The sequence below is a fragment of the Pseudooceanicola batsensis HTCC2597 genome (assembly GCF_000152725.1).
GTDB classification, from domain to species: domain Bacteria; phylum Pseudomonadota; class Alphaproteobacteria; order Rhodobacterales; family Rhodobacteraceae; genus Pseudooceanicola; species Pseudooceanicola batsensis.
Map to the genome: position 1 here is coordinate 3,287,998 of NZ_CH724131.1, position 16,191 is coordinate 3,304,188.

Below are 16,191 nucleotides of genomic sequence, written 5' to 3' on the forward strand. Positions count from 1 at the left end.
GGGTCTGTCCTCATCATCCCGATAGATCTGTACCCCGTGCCGCAGGTTCAAGACCCGGCGTCCGGATCGCGGCGCACCACGCCGCGCACGCCGGCCCAGGCCCCGGGCACGAGATCGCGTCCGAGTACCCGTTCGGGGTTGGTCGGCGGCGGCATCTCGACCCCGTCGAGGCGCGCGAAACCGAAGCGGCCGTAATAGGGGGGATCCCCGACCAGCATGACCCGGGCCCAGCCCGTCATCTGCGCCTTGTTCAACGACTCGGCGATCAGCAGGGCACCCAGCCCCTCGCCCTGGTGGGTGGGGTGGACGGCCACCGGGCCCAGCAGCAGCGCGCGCTGTCCGCCGATCCGCACGGGCCAGTACCGGATCGCGCCGCCCACGCTCGCGGTGTCGTCGCGGGCGACGAGGCACAGGGGGGCGACCTTGGCGGCCCCGTCACGCAGCCGGTAGGACGACAGCGCCTCGCGACCCGGGGCGAAGCACAGGTCGTAGAGCGCCTCGACCTCCCACCAGTCGTCGGCGGTTTCTTCCCGCAGGGCGAACACGCAGCCGACCTCCTTGTCGCTTTCGGGGTTTTTCGGCACCTAACATGCGGTTATCAGCAGGGCAAACCAAGGAGCGCGCGATGTTTTATCAACCCAAGGATGGTCACGGCCTGCCGCACAATCCCTTCAACGCGATTGTCACGCCGCGCCCGATCGGCTGGATCTCGTCGCGGGGCGAGAACGGGTTCGACAATCTGGCGCCGTACAGCTTCTTCAACGCCGTGGCCTATGTGCCGCCGCAGGTGATGTTCGCCTCGACCTCTTCGAAGGCGGACCGTGACTTCGGCAAGGATAGCACGGCGAATATCCGGGAAACCGGCGTCTTCTGCGTCAATATCGTCGAATATGCCGCGAAGGACGTGATGAACATCACCTCGTCGGGCTTCGCCGCGGAGGAGGACGAGTTCGAAAAGGCCGGCATCGAAAAGACCGGCTGCGAGATGATCGCCTGTTCCCGCGTCGCCAACGCCCCCGCCGCGCTGGAATGCCGCCTGACGCAAATCGTCGACCTGGAAGGCGAGGGAAATCATCTCGTTCTGGGCGAGGTGGTCGGGGTGCACATGCGTGACGACTGCCTGATCGACGGGATCTTCGACGTGACCCGCTTCCAGCCGCTGACGCGTCTCGGATACCGCGACTATTCCGTGATCCGCGAGGTTTTTTCGCTGGTCCGGCCCGACGACTGATCCGCGGGACCGATGCGGGCCCTGCAGGCGCCGCCGGTCACGACCCGAAAGATGCGCCGGAGGGCTCTCTGCCGGCAACGCGCTGTCGGTTAACGCAGTTTAAACCTTCCGCGCCAATCTTGTGCCCAGACAAGAAGACTATCCTGACAAGGGGTATGGGGCATGAGCAGACATCTTTTGGTGACCGGTCACAACCGGGCGGGCAGCACGTTGCTGTACGGCATGTTGCAGCGATGTCTGGACGGCTTCAACATCCCCGGGCCCGAGTTCCCGGCGCGGGCGGTCCTGCACATGCCCGGCAACACCTGCTCTCGCCGGTCCTTCGACATCTTCGATTTCGAAAAGATCGTCGCCGCGGCCGAGGGGCGCAAGCGGCTGGACATGATCGTCATGCTGCGCGACCCGCGCGACATCCTGACGAGCTATGACCCGCGCCTGCCCGACGACTACGCCTGTTCCGCCGACAAGAGCTATTTCGTCGCCGCCCAGGGCCGGCCCGAGCAGCTTCTGCCGGGGGTCCTCCAGACCCATGCGCGGATCAACGAGACCATCGAGGCGGGCCACCTGCCCCAGGGCGTGGTCCTTCTCAAATACGAACACCTGGTCTCGGATCCGGACCGTGTGCAGAACCTCCTTGCGACCTGCCTCGAGCTGGAGTTCACCGGCAGGTTCGGAGAGGTCCACAAGCACGAGAGGGCGGGCTCGGCCTCAGGCGCTAGTGACACGCCGGGCCTGACCCGCGAGCGCATCGAGAAATGGCGCGCGCCGCACCACCGCGCGCGGATCATCGACCAGTTCAGCCGCTTTCCCGAGCTGCACGAGATCGTCATCGACCTCGGATACGAGCGGGACACGGGCTGGTTCGACCGCCTCGTCGCGGCCGGCGACGACCGCCCGGCGATTCCCGCCTGAAACGACCGCCCCGGTGTCGCCCGCCGGGGCGGCCGACCGATGGCGCTGGGCCTCAGGCCGCCGCGATCAGTGACCGCCGAGGATCCCCGTCCGCACGCCGTAATCCACTGCCAGCGCGTATTCCGGGTCGTCCTCGCTGTCGACCATCAGATGGCCGGCCTTGGAGAGCAGACGGTGGCAGTCCCGGCTGAGGTGACGCAGCTGGATCCGCTTGCCCGCCGCCTCGTATTTCATCGCCATCGCCTCGATCGCCTGAAGCGCAGACTGGTCCACCACCCGGCTGTCGGCGAAATCCACGATCACCCGCGCCGGGTCGGCCTTGACGTCGAAAAGTTCGGTGAAGCCTTCGGCCGAGCCGAAGAAGAGCGGACCCTGCACCTGATAGACCTTGGCGCCCTCGGGCGTGACATAGGTCTTGGCATGGATGCGGCGCGCGTTGTTCCAGGCATAGGCCAGCGCCGAGACGATGACCCCCACGACCACGGCCACCGCGAGGTCGGCATAGACCGTCACCACCGTCACCAGGATGATGACGAAGGCGTCGGTCATCGGCACCTTGGCGAGGATGCGGATCGAGTTCCAGGCAAAGGTCCCGATCACCACCATGAACATCACGCCGACCAGCGCCGCCAGTGGGATGACCTCGATCAGCGGGGCCGCGAAGAGGATGAAACTGAGCAGGAAGAGCGCGGCCGCCACCGCAGCGATCCGCGTCCGTCCGCCCGACTTCACGTTGATCATCGACTGGCCGATCATGGCGCAGCCGCCCATGCCGCCGAAGAACCCGGTGATCACGTTGGCCGCGCCCTGCGCCACGCATTCCTGGCTGGCCCCGCCGCGCTTGCCAGTCATCTCCCCGACGAGGTTGAGGGTCAGCAGGCTCTCGATCAGGCCGATGGCGGCGAGGATCACCGCGTATGGCAGGATGATCTCGAAGGTCTCCCAGGTCAGGGGGACGACGGGGATGTGGAACGGCGGCAGCCCGCCCTCGATCGACGCCAGATCGCCGACACGCGGCACGTCGAGCCCGAAGGCGATGACCACAGCCGCCGTGATCCCGATCCCGGCCAGCGGCGCAGGGATCACGCGGGTGACGCGCGGCATCAGCCAGATGATCGCCATGGTCCCGGCGACCAGCGCCAGCATCATCCAGAGCGAGGGCCCGCTCAGCCATTCGCCGCCCCCGGCGCCGTGTCCCGACACCTCGGCCGTGCCGGGCACCTTGAACTGCGTCAGCTGGGCGAGGAAGATCACGATGGCGAGCCCGTTGACGAAACCCAGCATCACCGGATGCGGCACGAGGCGGATGAACTTGCCCCATCGCATCACCCCCGCGATGACCTGCAGGATCCCCATGAGCACGACCGTGGCGAAGAGATATTCGACCCCGTGTTCGGCCACGAGAGAGACCATGACCACGGCCAGCGCGCCGGTCGCGCCCGAGATCATGCCAGGCCGCCCGCCGATCAGCGCGGTGACGAGGCCCACGAGGAAGGCGGCATAGAGTCCGACGAGCGGATGCACCCCCGCCACGAAGGCGAAGGCGACGGCCTCGGGCACCAACGCCAGCGCGACGGTCAGGCCGGCCAGGATCTCGATCCGCAGGCGGCCGGGGGTCAACCGTTCCTCGGGCAGCAGGCGGAGATCGGGCAATGCGAGGCGATTGGCAAAAGCTGCCAGGAGTGAGCGTGTCATGCGTGACCTTGACGGGGAATGTGATATGCCGTTCCGATAGCGCAAGCGCTGCGTCGCAGCAAGTGCGGTCGGGGTCCGGACGGGCCCGGCCGTTGCATTTGCGGATCATTCCGGACCGGGGCTCTGCCCCGGACCCCGGGATATTTCCGGACCAAAGAAGGGTGGGGCGGCCTCTCGCGTGGCAGAGGCGGCGCCCCGGTGAGAGGGAAGGGCAGCTCGGATGGGTGAACAGGTGCTGGCGGTGATCGGCGGATCGGGTCTCTACGAGATCGAGGGGCTCGGGGGCGCGGGTTGGCAGGAGGTGACGACCCCCTGGGGGGCGCCCTCGGATGCCATCCTGACCGGCGAGCTCGGGGGGCTGCGGCTGGCCTTTCTGCCGCGGCACGGGCGCGGCCATGTCCACGCCCCGACGGATATCCCCTATCGCGCGAATATCGACGCGCTCAAGCAGTTGGGGGCGACCCATGTCCTGTCGGTCTCGGCCTGCGGCTCCTTCCGCGAGGAGATGGGGCCCGGTCATTTCGTCATCCCCGACCAGTTCATCGACCGGACCGTGAACCGCGAGAAGAGCTTTTTCTCGGGCGGTTGCGTCGCCCATGTCTCGATGGCCCACCCGACCTGCCGCGCGCTCGGCGCGGCGGCGGCCGCGGCGGCGCGCGCGGCGGGGGTCACGGTGCACGAGGGCGGCACCTACCTGGCCATGGAGGGGCCGCAGTTCTCGTCCCTCGCGGAGAGCCGGATGTATCGCGATCACTGGGGCTGCGACGTGGTCGGCATGACCAACATGCCCGAGGCCAAGCTGGCCCGCGAGGCCGAGCTGCACTATGCCACCGTCGCGATGGTGACGGACTACGACAGCTGGCACCCGGACCACGGCGAGGTGGACGTGACCGAGATCATCCGCACGCTGACCGCGAATTCGGCCAATGCGCGGGAGATGATCGCGCGGATGCCCGGCGAGCTGACATCGGACTGCGCGCAATCCTGCGACCGCGCGCTCGACAATGCCGTCCTGACCGCCCCGGAGAGGCGCGACCCCGACCTTGTGGCGCGGCTGGAGACGGTGGCGGGGCGGGTGCTGACGCCCCGCTGAGCCGGCCGCGCCTCAGCCCTGGTTGCGCAGGAACTCCATCACCGGGTCGCGCACCGACTGCCGGCCCTCGTCCCGGGCCCTGTCGATCACCTCGCGCAGGGCACGCAGGTCGGTGCGCATGAGCAGCGACTTGACCGGCCCGATCGAGGCCGGGCGCATCGACAGCGTGCGCAGGCCCATGGCCGCGAGGCAGATCGCCTCGACCGGGCGGCCCGCATCCTCGCCGCAGAAGCTGAGCGGCGTTCCCGTTTCGGTGCAGCGGTCCACGATCCCCTGCAGGAAGGTCAGGAACGAGACGTTGAGCGTGTCGTAGCGCCGCCGGACCCGTTCGTTTTCGCGGTCCGCGGCGAAGAAGAACTGCTTGAGATCGTTGCCGCCGATCGAGAGGAACTGCACCTCTTCGAAGAACCGGCGGGGGGCGAAGGCCAGCGAGGGCGTCTCGAGCATGGCGCCGACCTCGAGCGGTTCGGGAATTGGATGGCCGAGGATGCGCTCGCGGTCCAGTGCCTTGTCCATCTCCGCGCAGGCGGCGCGATATTCCTCGTATTGCGCGACGAAGGGAAACATCACCGTCAGCGGCCGGCCGTTCGCCGCGCGGATCAACGCCTGCAGCTGCATCCGCATGACGCCGGGCTTGTCCAGCCCGACCCGGATCGCCCGCCAGCCGAGCGCCGGGTTCGGTTCCTCGGTCGGCTTCATGTAGGACAGGACCTTGTCGGACCCGATGTCGAGCGTGCGGAACACGACCTTGCGCCCTTCGGCGGCATCCATCACGCGCGCGTAGAGCGCCGAGAGTTCCGACCGGCGCGGCATCTGGTTGCGGATGAGGAACTGCAGCTCGGTCCGGAACAGGCCGACCCCCTCGGCTCCCGAACCGGCGAGCGAGGGCAGGTCGGCCATGAGCCCCGCGTTCATCGCCAGGTGGAGCCGTTCGCCGCACATGGTGACCGCCGGCAGGTCGCGGATCGAGGCATAGCGCTCCTGCGCCTTGGCCTGCATCGCCATCTTGTCGCGGAAGGCGGTGATGACGGTTTCCTCGGGCCGCAGATGGGCGAGGCCGGAATCGCCGTCGACGAGGATGTGGTCGCGGTTCAGTGCCTCGGTGGTGATCCTGTCGGCGTGGATGATCAGGGGGATGGCGAGGGCGCGGGCGACAATGGCGGCATGCGAGCCGACGGAGCCTTCCTCGAGCACGATGCCCTTGAGCGACCGGCCGTAGTCGAGCAGTTCGGCCGGGCCGATGTTGCGGGCGACGAGGATCGGGTCGGCGGGCATGTCGGCGCCGGTCTCCTTGCCCTGTCCCGAGAGGATGCGCAGCAGGCGGTTCGACAGGTCGTCGAGGTCGTGCAGACGGCCGCGCAGGTAGGGGTCGGTGATGGACTCCATCCGGGCGCGCGCCTGGGACTGTTCCTTTTCGACCGCCGCCTCGGCCGAGAGTCCGCGGGCGATGTCCTCTTCCATCCGGCGCAGCCAGCCCTTGGAATTGGCGAACATCCGGTAGGCCTCGAGGATCTCGAGCTGTTCCTTGTCGTCGTCCGCGATGCCCAGCACCATCGCGTCGACGGAATCGCGCAGCTGGTCGACGGCCGCGGCCAGCCGTTCGCGTTCGCGGTGCGGATCCTCGGCGATGGGGTTGGTGATGACGACGCGCGGTTCGTGCAGCCAGACGTGCCCCTCGGCCGAGCCCTCCTGCGCGGTCGCGCCGCGGAACACCACGGGCTTGGTGTGCAGGGCCGTCAGCGCGGCGCCCTCTCCGACGAAGGCGCCCAGTTCGGCCATCTCGGCCAGCACCATCGCCACGACCTCGAGTGCGGTGATCTCGTCCTCGGCATAGCGGCGGGCCACCTTGGACTGGACCACGAGCACGCCGAGTTTCTCGCCTAGACGCTGGATCGGGACGCCGGCGAAGGAGGAATAGATCTCCTCGCCCGTCTCGGGCATGTAGCGGAAGCCCGGCTCGCTCGGCGCGTCGGGGGTGTTGATGATCCGTCCGGTCCGGCCGACCCGGCCGACGAGCCCCTCGCCCAGCCGCATCCGCGTCTGGTGGACGGCTTCGGCCTTGAGCCCTTCGGTCGCGCAGAGTTCGAGCGTGTCGAAATCGCGGAAGAGATAGACCGAGCAGACCTCGGTCCGCATGGAATCGGCGATCAGATGCGTGATCTTGTCCAGGCGTTCCTGCCCGGCGGCCTCTTCGGCCATGGCGACACGGAGCCGGGCCAGCATCTGCTGACTGTCGGTCTGGAAATCATCACTCATGTCGGCGCGGGAATCCCTTCAGCGTCTGCCGGACCCGACTAGACCACAGCAGACGCCAATCGGAAACGACTTTTCTGTCGCCGATGTCCCGCCGGCGGCCTCGGAGGGCGGTCACGGCCGGCGCCTGCCCGCTGTCTGACCGAACCGGGCCGATCCCGCGATCAGCCGATGTCGAGCACCCTGACCCAGTTCCGGTGGACCCAGCCCTTGAACCGGTAGGGCAGGGGGCGCGGCGTGGTCGAACAGCCGAAATCGCTGCCGTCGTCGCGATAGACGACGCCGAACCAGTCGCCCCGCGCCTCGTAGATCGTCAGCCTGTCGCCGTTGTAGACCTCGTCGAGTTTGCGGAAATGCGACCCGGGGCCGGACCGGACCGAAAGGAACCCGTCGCCATCGGGGTTCAGGCCCTGCACCTGCCCGATCGAGTACCAGGCGGCCTCGCAGTCGCGGTAGGGATTTTCGGTGATCGGCACGTCGAGGTCGTTGGCGCCGGCCAGCGTGGCGACACCGGCAAGTGCCGAGGCCAGAAGGAAATGTCGCAGCATCGGAAGACTCCTCGGGTGTGATTCCCCGGAAGAGTATCACGAGGGTCCGGCGTAGCGCCCCTGCTTCAGGCCTTTTCCAGCTCGAACGCGTCGTGCAGGGCCTGGACCGCCAGTTCCATGTACTTGCGGTCGATCAGCACCGAGATCTTGATCTCGGAGGTCGCGATCACCTTAATGTTGATGCCCTCGTCCGAGAGCGTCTTGAACATCTGCGCCGCGACGCCCGACTGCGACCGCATGCCGATGCCGACGGCGGAGACCTTGGCGACATCGGTATCCGCCACCAGATCGTGGAAATTGATGTCGCCCCGGTCCTTTGCCGCGTTCAGCGCCTTGTCCGCCCGCGCGACCTGATCGACGGGGCAGGAGAAGGTCATGTCGGTCCGCCCCTCTTCCGAGATGTTCTGGACGATCATGTCCACGTTGATCCCCGCCTCGGCGAGCGGTCCGAAGATCGCGGCGGCGATGCCGGGGCGGTCCGCGACCGAGATCAGCGTCATCTTGGCTTCCTCGCGGGAATAGGCGATGCCGGAGACCGGGCGATTTTCCATGATATCCTCCTCGGCACAGACGATGGTGCCGGCTTCATCAGATTGTTCCTCGAAGGACGACAGCACCCGCAGACGCACGCCGAACCGCATGGCGAGTTCCACGGACCGGGTCTGCAGCACCTTGGCGCCGAGCGAGGCAAGCTCGAGCATCTCCTCGAAGGCGATCCGGTCGAGCTTGCGCGCCTTGCCGCTGACCCGGGGGTCGGTCGTGTAGACGCCGTCCACGTCGGTGTAGATGTCGCAGCGCTCGGCACCGAAGGCGGCGGCGAAGGCGACGGCGGTGGTGTCAGAACCGCCACGGCCGAGCGTGGTGATCCGTCCCTCGGGCGAGACGCCCTGGAACCCCGCGACCACGGCCACCTTCATCCCCTCGGCGAACTTGCCCGCGATGTTCTCGGTAGGGATCTCCTCGATCCGGGCCGAGGAATGGGCGGAGTTGGTCCTGAGCGGCACCTGCCAGCCCTGCCAGGACCGCGCCGGCACGTCCATTTCCTGCAGCGTCAGCGCCATCAGCCCGGCGGTCACGTTCTCGCCCGACGAGACGACGGCGTCGTATTCGCGCGCGTCGTAGAATTTAGACGTCTCGCCGACCCAGCCGACGAGTTCGTTGGTCTTGCCCGCCATGGCCGAGACGATGACGATCACGTCATAGCCTTTGGCCACCTCGACGCCGACCCGTTTGGCGGCGCGGCGGATGCGGTCCAGCGTGGCGACCGAGGTGCCGCCGAATTTCATCACGAGAACGGGCATGAACTGTCCCTGACCTGGTTCCGCGGCGGTTTAAGCAGGTGCGGGCAAAAGCGCAATAGGCGCCGGGGACGCGGCGTCAGAAGGGGATGGGCTGACCGTCCCAGGTCTCGAAGACGCCGGTGGTCTCCGGCGTCAGACGGTCGATGCGCGACACCAGCCCGCCGGCCGAGGTGGCGGCGTCGATATCGGCGCCCGCACCGCCCATCTCGGTGCGGACCCAGCCCGGATGATAGGCCCCCACGGCGATGCTGTCCGGTGCCAGATCCCGCGCGAGGTTTCGCGCCAGGTTCACCGCCGCCGCCTTGGAGGCGCGGTAGATATACGAGCCGCCGGGCGCGCGATCCTGGCTGCCCATGGCCGAGGACACGATGGCGATGCGCGGCGCGCTCGACCGGCGCAGGGCCGGCAGCAGCGCCTGGATCGTCAGGAAAGGCCCCGCGACGTTCACGAAAAGCCCCCGGGACCACATCTCGGGCGGATAGCCGTCGGCCAGCGGCTGGCCCTTGTCGGGATAGATGCCGGCATTGCAGACGAGGATGTCCACGGCGCCCGCGCCGACCTCGTCCCGCAGGGGCGCAAAGTCCGGGGCGGCGTCGAAATCCAGCGGAACAAGTCCCGCGCCACCGCTGCGCGAGGTGCCGACGACCGTATCGCCGCGCTCGTCATAGGCGGCGGCAAGTGCGGCGCCGATCCCGCGGCTCGCTCCGGTGATGACGACCCGCATGGCTCAGTTCGCCTTGCGGTTGCTCATGAAGGGCAGGGGGACCACCGGGATGCCGTCATCGATCAGCTTCCTGGCATCGTCGAGGCGCGCCTCGCCGTGGATCGACCGCGCGTCGGCCTCGCCCTCGTGGATGCGGCGGGCCTCTTCTGCGAAGCGGTTGCCGACGTAATCCGACCCGGTCTCGATCTTGCGGCGCAACTCGGCCAGGGCCTGTTCGGCCGGGCTGGCGGGTTGCGACAGGTTCGCCGGGCTGGAGCGTGTCGTCGAGACGCGCGGCGCCATCACCGCCTTTTCCACCGCCTCGGACCCGCAGACCGCGCAGGTCACCAGGCCCTGCGCCTTGAGCGTGTCGAAGGCGCCGGCGGACTGGAACCAGCTGTCGAACTGGTGGTCGCGGTCGCATTTGAGGCTGAACTGGATCATGACGGGCCCGGTTGCAAAACTGACACAATACATAGCGGCGGCCCCGCCCGATGCAAGGCGCCTCAGCGCGGGATGGCAGGGTCGAAACCGCGGATCAGCCTGGCCAGATCGGGTTCGCTCACCCGTCTGGCGGCCTTCTTCCGGCTGAACCACCTGCGGTCGCGTTCGTTCGCCTCCGGGTACTCGGCGCGGAGCAGGTGGACCCGCACGGCGAACAGCAGCCCGATGCAGGGGGCTTCCACCCCGGAGTCGAGCAGTTTCATGTAGCTGTACCGGCCGAGCGGTTCGGGCGCGGCGCGGCCGATCACCCCGGCCTCTTCCGCGGCTTCCTGCAGCGCCGCCTGGTGCGGCTCTTTCCCCGTCATCGGCCAGCCCTTGGGCACGATCCAGCGCTTCGTGCCACGGCTCGTGATCAGCAGGATGCGCGTCTTGTCGTTTACCACGCGATAGCACAACGCGGCGTATTGGGTCCGGATGTCCTTCGCCTCGTATGACCGGAATTCCGGTGGAATATCCAATTTCGCCTGAAAGCTCACGCCTGTTTCCGATCCCGGGCCTCCGGCCGACGAATGGCCGGTGCCCAACATTGCAGATACATTATTCCCCCAAGATATGCCGGAATTCGCGCTCCGGCAACGAGCGCTGATTTCGAAGGCGCACCACGGGGGGGGTCTTGCGCCTTTTTCGACACGCCGCCTGTTCCGACCGCAGGGCCATCGTGCGGGAAAAGAATTGAACCGATGTTAACGCGACCCCGCGCGGCGACGACAATCGGCCCGCGGATTGGCCGCGCCGATTGCCGCCGCAATTGCGGGGCCGGTCAGGTCAGGACCTTTTCCGCCCGCAGCCGCACGATCGTTTCGGCGTCGTATCCCAGTTCGGCGAGAATGGGATCGGTGTCCTCTCCGGGGGCGTGCGGGGCGCTGACGGGCGCGGTGGCGGTGCGGCTGAACCTGGGCGCCGGGGCCGCCTGGGTCACGCCGCCGGGGCTCACGAAGGTGCCGCGCGCGGCGAGGTGGGGGTGCGCGGGGGCTTCCGACCAACTCAGCACCGGGGTCGCGCAGGCATCCGTTCCGTCGAAGATCGCCGTCCACTCGTCGCGGGTCTTCTGCCGGAAGACCTCGGCATAGGCCGCGCGCCGGGCGGGCCAGTCGCGCGCGTCCATCTGCGTGGCGCGATGGTCCTCGGGCAGGCCCGCCAGCCGGACCAGTTCGGCGAAGAACTGCGGTTCGATCGGACCGACCGCGAGGAACAGGCCGTCGGCGCATTCGTAGGTCCGGTAGAACGGCGCACCCCCGTCCAGCAGGTTCGCCTCGCGCGTTTCGGACCAGTGGCCGCGCGCGATCATGCCGTGGATCAAGCCCATGAGGGCCGAGGCGCCGTCGACCATGGCTGCGTCCACCACCTGGCCCGCGCCCGATCGCTGCCGTTCGTACAGCGCGGCCATGATCCCGAACAGCAGGAACATCGTGCCGCCGCCGTAATCCGCGCCGATATTGAGCGGCGGGGTCGGCACGTCATCCGCCCGGCCGATGGCATGCAGAAACCCGGTCAGGCCGAGATAGTTGATGTCATGCCCGGCGGTCTGCGCCAGAGGCCCCTCCTGACCCCAGCCGGTCATCCGGCCGTAGATCAGCCCGGGGTTCTCGGCATGGCAGGCCTCGGGACCCAGGCCCATCCGCTCCATGACGCCGGGGCGGAACCCCTCGATCAGCACATCGGCCCGGGCGATCAGCGACAGGGCGATTTCGACCCCCTCGGCCGTCTTGAGGTTCAGCGCCACCGAGCGCTTGCCCCGGCTGTTGATGTCCGCCGGATCGGTCCGCCCCGAGGCGCGGGCGATCAGCGTCACCTCGGCGCCGAGGTCGGCAAGGAACTGGCCCGCCAGCGGCGCGGGGCCGATCCCCTGCATTTCGACGACCCGCAGTCCCGCGAGAGGCCCGCTCATGCCGCCCTGGCCCTGTCGTCGCGCAGCCGGTCGTAGATCGTGTCCGGCACGGCAAAGCGTTCGCCATAGGCATCGGCCAGTTCCCGGGCGCGCGCCCGGAACCTGTCGACCCCCTCGCCGCGGATGAACTGGATCGCGCCGCCGGTGTGCGCCGGGAAGCCGATGGCGAAGATGCCGCCGAGGTTCGCCTCGACCTCGGTGTTCAGCACGCCTTCGTCCAGGCAGCGCAGGGTCTCGATTGCCTGGCGATAGAGGATGCGGTCGATGGCATCCTGCAGCGGCACGTCGGCATTGCCCCGCGCGAATTGACCAAGCTCGGGCCAGAGGGTGCGCTTGCCGGCGCTGTCGTAGTCGTAGAAGCCGCCGCCGTACTGGCGCCCGCCGCGGCCCATCTCGATCATCCTGTCGGTGACCTCGACGGTGGCAGTGTTGTGGTGGCCGAAATCCGACTGCACGCCCAGGCGCTGGTCCAGCGCCTCGTGCGTCCTGCGGACCTTCTGGCCCAGGATCAGCGACACCTCGTCGAAGACCTGAAGCGGGCCGACCGGCATCCCCGCCAGCCAGGCGGCACGTTCGATGGCCGTCGGGGCCATGCCGTCGACCAGAAGCTGGCAGCCCTCGTCCATGAAGGTGCCGAAGACGCGGGAGGTGAAGAAGCCGCGGCTGTCGTTCACCACGATCGGCATGTAGCCGATCTGCTGGACATAGTCGTAGGCCTTGCGCAGCGTCTCCTGCGACGTCTTCTCGCCGATGATGATCTCGACCACCTTCATCTTGTCCACCGGGCTGAAGAAGTGCAGCCCGATGAAGCGGGTCGGATCGGGGCACGACTCGGCGAGGATCGAGATCGGCAGGGTCGAGGTGTTCGACCCGTAGATCCCGTCATCGGACAGCATCGGCCAGGTGTCGGCGATGACCTTGTCCTTCAGGTCGATATCCTCGAACACGGCCTCGATGATGATGTCGACGCTGCCCGGCGCCGCGTTCTCGGTCACGGGCGTGATCCGGTCGAGCAGCGCGGCCTTGCCGGCGTCGTCCAGCCGGCCCTTCCCGATCGCCTTGTCGCAGAGCTTTTCGGAATAGCCCTTGCCCTTCTCGGCATTGGCCATCTCGGTGTCCTTCAGCTGTGTGGCGAGCCCGCGCTTGGCATGGGCATAGGCGATGCCCGAGCCCATCATTCCCGCGCCCAGGACAACGGCATTGCCGGCTTTCCAGTGCGCGCCCTCGGGGCGGACCTTGCCGGACTTGATCGCCTGCATGCCGAAGAAGAAGGTGGAGATCGCCGCCTTCGCCTCCTTGCTGGCCATCAGGCCGATGAAGCGCCGCGTCTCCATCCGCAAGGCCGCGTCGAAGTTCATCCGCATGGAGTTGACCGCCACGTCGAGGATCTTCTCGGGCGCGGGCAGCAGGCCGCGGGTCTTCTGGTAGAGCATCGCCGACGAGACCTGGATCATCTGGCGGACCTTGGGGTGGATCGCGTCACCGCCGGGATAGCGGAAACCCTTCCGGTCCCAGGGCTGAACGGCGGCCTCGGGGTTGGACTTGATCCATGCCTTGGCGGCGGGGATCAACTCGTCCTTGGTTTCGACGATCTCGTCGACCATGCCGACCTTGAGCGCCTCGGCCGGTTGCGCCTGACGGCCCTCCAACAGATAGGGCATCGCCTTTTCCAGGCCGAGCAACGCGGTCAGGCGCACGACGCCGCCGGCACCCGGCAGAAGGCCGAGCGTGACCTCGGGCAGGCCGACGACGGCCTTGAGTGAATTCAGCACGATCCGATGGTTGCAGCTGAGGCACAGTTCGTAGCCGCCGCCGAGGGCCGCGCCGTTGATCGCGGCGACGACCGGGACGGGCAGCTTTTCCAGCCGGCGGTAGGTCGCCTTGCTGGCTTCGATCATGGTGAACTCGGCTTCCGTCGCCTCGGTCGTGGCGAGGATGTTGTTCAGGTCGCCACCCGCGAAGAAGGTGGACTTGGCCGAGGCGAAGACGACACCGGTGAGGCCTTCTTCGGCCTCCAGCCGGTCGCAGACCCCGCGCATCCCCGGCTCGAACCGTTCGTTCATGGTGTTGGCGTTCTGACCCTGCATGTCGAGGGTCACGGTGACGATGCCCTCGGCATCCTTCTCGTAGATGAAATCTTCCATTCGATCCTCTCCCGGAGCCGTCACAGGCGTTCGATGATGGACGCGATGCCCATGCCGCCGCCGACGCACATGCAGATCAGCGCGCGCTTCTGGTTCCGCCGTTCCAGTTCGTCCAGCATGGTCGAGACGAGGCAGCCGCCCGTCGCGCCGAGCGGATGGCCCATGGCGATGGCGCCGCCGACCACGTTCAGCTTTTCATCCGGAACATCAAGGTCACGCTGCAACCGCAAGGCAACGCTTGCAAATGCCTCGTTTATCTCGACCAGGTCGATGTCGTCGATGGTCAGGCCGGCCTTGGCCAGCGCCTTTTGCGACGCAGGTCCGGGCCCGGTCAACATGATCGTGGGATCGGTCGCCGTCAGCGCGATCGAGACGACCCGCCCGCGCGGGTCGAGGCCGATGTCGCGGCCGACCTTCTCGTTGCCGACCATGACGAGCGAGGCGCCGTCCACGATGCCCGACGAGTTGCCGGGGGTGTGCACGTGATTGATCCGCTCGACCTGCGGGTACTTGGCCAGCGCCACCGCGTCGAAGCCCATGGAACCGGGCATCTCGAAACTGGCCTTCAGCGCGCCCAGCTTCTGCATGTCGGTGTCCGGCTTGATGAAGTCGTCCCGTTCGAGGACCACGATCCCGTTCTCGTCGCGCACTGGCACGACCGAGCGGTCGAACCAGCCGCTGTCGCGGGCATGGGCCGCGCGCTTCTGGCTTTCCAGCGCGAAGGCGTCCACGTCGTCGCGGCTCCAGCCCTCGATCGTGGCGATCAGGTCGGCGCCGATGCCCTGGGGCACGAAACCGGTGTTGATCGCGGTCTCCGGGTCCTCGGCGAAGGGGCCGCCATCCGCGCCCATGGGCACGCGCGACATGGATTCGAAACCGCCCGCGCAGACCAGGTCCTCCCAGCCGGAGGCGACCTTGGCCGCGGCGGTGTTGAACGTGTCGAGCCCCGAGGCGCAGAAGCGGTTCACCTGCGCGCCGGGCACGGTTTCATCCCAGCCGGCCTTCTGCAGCGCGATCTTGGGCAGGACGGCGCCCTGCTCCATCACCGGGGCCACGCAGCCCAGCATCACGTCGTCGACGCGCGAGGTATCCAGGTCATGGCGCTGCTGCATCTCGCCAAGCAGCGTCGTGACGAGGTTGATCGGTTTCACCTCGTGCAGCGTTCCGTCCGCCTTGCCCCTGGATCGCGGCGTGCGGATCGCATCGTAGATATAGGCAGCTTCTGCCATGGTCGTCCTCCCTTGAAGATCCTGCTCTCAGGCCGCGTCGAACACGGTCATGCGGGGCAGGGGGTCCAGTTCCTGTTGGGTGATGTCGCGCGCTTCGGCCCTGTCGATGCCGATCCCGCGCAAGATGATTTCCGCCGTGTCCGTGCCCGCCTGCCGCCAGGTGCGATAGCCGTCCAGCACCAGGGTCATCGCCCCGAAGGTGGCGCCGCCCGCCGAGGCGGTGATCGAGGCGATCTGGTCACGGTGAAAGTCGAAGCGGCCCGAGATCAGGCCGCGCCGCAGTTCCTCGGCCGGCATCTTGCCCCAGAAACTGCCCAGCGTCGGCTCGAGCATCGCATAGCGCGCGATGAAGCGGCCCCAGTGCGGATCCTCGTGAACACGACGCACGCACAGCCGGATGGCCGCCGAGATACGTTCCGCCGGGTCCTGCATCCTCCGCGTGGCTTGGCCGATCGAGTCGCCGAATTCCTCGGCCACGGTCTGGCAGACCGAGGTGAAGAGGCCGTTCGGATCGGCAAGATTGTTGTAGATCGTCCCGCGCGAAAGGCCCGCTTCCCGCGCGAGCTCGCTGACCGCGACGGTCGTTCCGCCGTTCTCGGCGAAGAGGCGGAGGGCAGCATGATGGATGCGAAGCGCGGCCGTGTTCATCGTTCTGGTGGGACTTTGAAAATGAGTGTTGACTGAAATTGA

At 67.7% G+C, this 16,191-nt stretch carries 15 protein-coding genes; 3 read left to right on the plus strand and 12 right to left on the minus strand.

Going from position 1 to position 16,191, the window contains the following annotated elements; genetic code table 11:
* Positions 1–47: 47 nt before the first annotated feature.
* Positions 48–545, minus strand: a complete 498-nt coding sequence (locus OB2597_RS19725) for a GNAT family N-acetyltransferase (protein ID WP_040609995.1) — start codon at positions 543–545, stop codon at positions 48–50.
* 80 nt (positions 546–625) lie between these two features.
* Here OB2597_RS19725 and OB2597_RS19730 point away from each other — a divergent pair, with 80 nt between their 5' ends.
* Complete coding sequence (locus OB2597_RS19730; RefSeq protein ID WP_009807391.1) at positions 626–1,231, plus strand: flavin reductase family protein; 606 nt, start codon at positions 626–628, stop codon at positions 1,229–1,231.
* A 162-nt stretch (positions 1,232–1,393) separates the two neighbouring features.
* On the plus strand, positions 1,394–2,143 hold the full coding sequence (locus OB2597_RS19735; protein WP_009807392.1) for a hypothetical protein: 750 nt from the start codon (positions 1,394–1,396) through the stop codon (positions 2,141–2,143).
* 66 nt (positions 2,144–2,209) lie between these two features.
* Here the strand turns inward: OB2597_RS19735 and OB2597_RS19740 are convergent, their stop codons facing one another.
* A complete protein-coding gene (locus tag OB2597_RS19740) occupies positions 2,210–3,838 on the minus strand; it encodes a SulP family inorganic anion transporter (RefSeq protein WP_040609465.1) in 1,629 nt (542 codons plus the stop codon).
* A gap of 220 nt (positions 3,839–4,058) precedes the next feature.
* Here OB2597_RS19740 and OB2597_RS19745 point away from each other — a divergent pair, with 220 nt between their 5' ends.
* Positions 4,059–4,931, plus strand: coding sequence for an S-methyl-5'-thioadenosine phosphorylase (locus OB2597_RS19745; RefSeq protein WP_009807394.1), 873 nt, complete (start codon positions 4,059–4,061; stop codon positions 4,929–4,931).
* Positions 4,932–4,943: 12 nt separating this feature from the next.
* Here the strand turns inward: OB2597_RS19745 and ptsP are convergent, their stop codons facing one another.
* From ptsP to OB2597_RS19795, 10 genes are all read right to left on the minus strand, one after another.
* Positions 4,944–7,187 carry a phosphoenolpyruvate--protein phosphotransferase gene (ptsP, locus tag OB2597_RS19750; protein WP_009807395.1) on the minus strand — a complete coding sequence of 748 codons (2,244 nt, stop codon included), beginning with the start codon at positions 7,185–7,187 and terminating at the stop codon, positions 4,944–4,946.
* Between the two features lie 161 nt (positions 7,188–7,348).
* Positions 7,349–7,732 carry an SH3 domain-containing protein gene (locus OB2597_RS19755; protein ID WP_009807396.1) on the minus strand — a complete coding sequence of 128 codons (384 nt, stop codon included), beginning with the start codon at positions 7,730–7,732 and terminating at the stop codon, positions 7,349–7,351.
* Between the two features lie 65 nt (positions 7,733–7,797).
* On the minus strand, positions 7,798–9,033 hold the full coding sequence (locus OB2597_RS19760; RefSeq protein WP_009807397.1) for an aspartate kinase: 1,236 nt from the start codon (positions 9,031–9,033) through the stop codon (positions 7,798–7,800).
* 76 nt (positions 9,034–9,109) lie between these two features.
* Positions 9,110–9,757, minus strand: a complete 648-nt coding sequence (locus OB2597_RS19765) for an SDR family oxidoreductase (RefSeq protein ID WP_009807398.1) — start codon at positions 9,755–9,757, stop codon at positions 9,110–9,112.
* A gap of 3 nt (positions 9,758–9,760) precedes the next feature.
* Positions 9,761–10,180 (minus strand): DUF1178 family protein, encoded by a 420-nt coding sequence (locus OB2597_RS19770; RefSeq protein WP_009807399.1) that lies wholly within the window; start codon positions 10,178–10,180, stop codon positions 9,761–9,763.
* Between the two features lie 62 nt (positions 10,181–10,242).
* Positions 10,243–10,767: an NUDIX hydrolase gene (locus tag OB2597_RS19775; protein ID WP_009807400.1), complete on the minus strand. Its 525-nt coding sequence runs from the start codon at positions 10,765–10,767 to the stop codon at positions 10,243–10,245.
* A gap of 233 nt (positions 10,768–11,000) precedes the next feature.
* Positions 11,001–12,128 carry a CaiB/BaiF CoA transferase family protein gene (locus OB2597_RS19780; protein WP_009807401.1) on the minus strand — a complete coding sequence of 376 codons (1,128 nt, stop codon included), beginning with the start codon at positions 12,126–12,128 and terminating at the stop codon, positions 11,001–11,003.
* Complete coding sequence (locus OB2597_RS19785; RefSeq protein WP_009807402.1) at positions 12,125–14,272, minus strand: 3-hydroxyacyl-CoA dehydrogenase NAD-binding domain-containing protein; 2,148 nt, start codon at positions 14,270–14,272, stop codon at positions 12,125–12,127. Before OB2597_RS19785 ends, OB2597_RS19780 begins: the two co-directional genes overlap by 4 nt.
* A gap of 20 nt (positions 14,273–14,292) precedes the next feature.
* Entirely contained in the window at positions 14,293–15,501 is a 1,209-nt protein-coding gene (locus tag OB2597_RS19790) for an acetyl-CoA C-acetyltransferase (protein WP_009807403.1), read from the minus strand.
* A gap of 27 nt (positions 15,502–15,528) precedes the next feature.
* Positions 15,529–16,149, minus strand: coding sequence for a TetR/AcrR family transcriptional regulator (locus OB2597_RS19795; protein WP_009807404.1), 621 nt, complete (start codon positions 16,147–16,149; stop codon positions 15,529–15,531).
* Positions 16,150–16,191: the final 42 nt, after the last annotated feature.